This window comes from Microbacterium sp. B19, assembly GCF_000333395.1.
Lineage (GTDB): Bacteria > Actinomycetota > Actinomycetes > Actinomycetales > Microbacteriaceae > Microbacterium.
In genome coordinates this window covers 1-2,644 of the sequence record NZ_BADA01000445.1, presented here as the reverse complement: position 1 = coordinate 2,644, position 2,644 = coordinate 1, and the positions used below count along the sequence as shown (strand labels likewise).

2 protein-coding genes are annotated in these 2,644 nt (G+C 69.4%); one reads left to right on the top strand and one right to left on the bottom strand.

What is annotated here, in order from left to right; translation table 11 throughout:
- Positions 1 to 2,078, top strand: a 2,078-nt coding sequence (locus I5G_RS22950; protein WP_022879932.1) for a bifunctional (p)ppGpp synthetase/guanosine-3',5'-bis(diphosphate) 3'-pyrophosphohydrolase, incomplete at its 5' end; no start/stop codon positions are given.
- On the opposite strand, the gene I5G_RS15830 is transcribed toward I5G_RS22950, so the two are convergent.
- Complete coding sequence (locus I5G_RS15830; RefSeq protein WP_022879931.1) at positions 2,048 to 2,620, bottom strand: type IV toxin-antitoxin system AbiEi family antitoxin; 573 nt, start codon at positions 2,618 to 2,620, stop codon at positions 2,048 to 2,050. The genes I5G_RS22950 and I5G_RS15830 overlap by 31 nt on opposite strands.
- Positions 2,621 to 2,644 lie beyond the last annotated feature (24 nt).

The window sequence follows — 2,644 nt, the reverse complement described above, 5'->3', positions numbered from 1 at the left end:
AGGCCCACGACGGGCAGAAACGCCAGAGCGGCGAGCCGTACATCACGCACCCGCTTGCCGTCGCGCAGATCCTCGCCGAGCTCGGCCTCGGCCCCAAGGCCATCGCCGCGGCGCTGCTGCACGACACCGTCGAAGACACCGACTACCCTCTCGACCAGCTCGCCGCCGACTTCGGCGACGAGGTGGCGATGCTCGTCGACGGCGTCACCAAGCTCGACAAGGTCAAGTACGGCGAGAGCGCGCAGGCCGAGACCGTCCGCAAGATGATCGTGGCGATGTCGCGCGACATCCGCGTGCTCCTCATCAAGCTCGCCGACCGGTTGCACAACGCGCGCACGTGGGGGTTCGTCCCGCCGCACAAGGCCGCGAAGAAGGCCACGGAGACGCTCGAGATCTACGCGCCGCTGGCCCACCGGCTCGGCATCCAGGCGATCAAGAGCGAGCTGGAAGACCTCTCGTTCGCCGTCCTGCACCCCAAGCTCTACGCCGAGATCGAAAGCCTCGTCCGGCAGCGCACGCCGCAGCGCGAGCAGTACGTCCAGACGGTGATCGACGCGATCGACGCCGACCTGCGCGAGCTCCGCGTCCGCGGTCGCGTCATGGGCCGTCCGAAGCAGCTGTACTCCGTGTACCAGAAGATGGTCGTGCGGGGCCGCGAGTTCGACGACATCTACGACCTCATCGGCATCCGGATCCTGGTCGGCACGGTGCGCGACTGCTACGCCGTGCTCGGCGCGATCCACGCCCGGTGGACGCCGCTCCCGGGGCGTTTCAAGGACTACATCGCCACCCCGAAGTTCAACCTCTACCAGTCGCTGCACACGACCGTGATCGGTCCGAGCGGCCGGACGGTCGAGATCCAGATCCGCACGCACGAGATGCACCAGCAGGCGGAGTTCGGCGTCGCCGCGCACTGGAAGTACAAAGAGCGGATGGCCGGCGGGAAGACGGATGCCAAGGCCTCCGACACCGACATGGCGTGGATCGCGCGAATCTCGGACTGGCAGGCCGAGACCGCCGACCCGGGGGAGTTCCTCGACTCACTGCGCTTCGAGATCGGCGCGAAAGAGGTCTACGTCTTCACCCCGAAGGGTCGGGTGATCGGCCTGCCGAAGGGTGCGACCCCGGTCGACTTCGCGTACGCCGTGCACACCGAGATCGGCCACCGCACGATGGGGGCCAAGGTCAACGGCCGCCTCGTGCCGCTCGAGACCGAGCTGCAGTCGGGTGACGTCGTCGAGGTCTTCACCTCGAAGAACCCCGACGCCGGCCCGAGCCAGGACTGGCTCGGCTTCGTCAAGAGCACCCGCGCGCGCAACAAGATCCGCGGGTGGTTCACGAAGGAGCGCCGCGAAGAGGCGATCGAGCAGGGCAAGGACTCCATCGCCCGGGCGATGCGCCGGCAGAACCTGCCGCTCCAGCGCCTGATGAACCAGGACTCGTTCGCCGAGGTCGCCCGCGGCTTCCACTACGAGGACGTCTCCGCCCTCTACGCCGCGGTCGGCGAGGGACACGTCTCGACGCAGTCAGTGATCGAGAAGGTCACGGCGCTCGTGAGCGCTGACGACACATCGACCGGACCGATCGATCTCCCGCAGGTCGGCCGCAGTCGCGCTCCGCGCGGCGGCGACTCCGGCGTGCTGGTCCGCGGCGCCCCCGACATCCTGGTCAAGCTCGCGAAGTGCTGCACGCCGGTGCCGGGCGACGAGATCGTCGGCTTCGTCACGCGCGGCAGCGGCGTCTCGGTGCACCGCGCGGACTGCACCAACGTGAAGTCGCTGCGCGAAGACCCGGAGCGTCTCATCGACGTCGAGTGGGCACCGACGACCAAGAGCGTGTTCCTCGTGCAGATCCAGGTCGAGGCGCTCGACCGCTCCGGGCTGCTGAGCGACGTCACCCGCGTGCTGAGCGAGCACCACGTCAACATCCTCTCGGCCACGGTTTCGACGACCAACGACCGTCTGGCGCTGAGCAAGTTCGTGTTCGAGATGGGCGACACCGTCCACCTCGACCGCGTCCTCAACGCGGTGCGGCGCATCGACGCCGTCTACGACGTGTACCGCGTCACCTCGTCCTGATCCCGCGGCTGCCTCACGGCGTCCAGCACGTCCCCGGCCCGCCGCCCGTACGGGTACCGCGGATGCCGCGCGAGCCACGCCCGTGCATCGGCGAGGACGTCGGGAGCGGCGTGCGCCCAGGACTGAGCTACACCGAGGTCCACGGCATCCGGAGACCGGGCGAGATCGACCAGCGTCCGCGCCGGGCTCGAGACGCGGACGCCGGCGATCGTGACGAGGTCGTCCGTCGGGATGCGCACGTCGTGGACGATGACGCTCGGCTCCCGGAGAGGACGCAGCCGCTCGGCAGCGGCCCGCTGCAGGTGATGACGGAGCGGCTCGGCGTCGCCGCCGCCGTGCACCCACGCGGCACTGACGCGGACCGCCGCCCAACGGTCGCCCACGAGCGGTGCGAGGCTCCGCGCGCGCATCCACGTCGTCTCCACGGCATCCGCGGGCATGAACCCCTCGCCGATCGGGGCGAGCAGGCCGTCGAGGCACGCGGCGGTGAGCTCCGCCAGCGAGAGCCGTTCACCCGGGAAGTACAGGAAAGGGGAGACCATCCCGTCAGTGTGCCGGGATGATCT

Bases quoted from the DNA above. Each gene is read 5' to 3' on its own strand.
- I5G_RS15830 (WP_022879931.1), bottom strand. From the start codon at position 2,620: ATGGTCTCCCCTTTCCTGTACTTCCCGGGTGAACGGCTCTCGCTGGCG.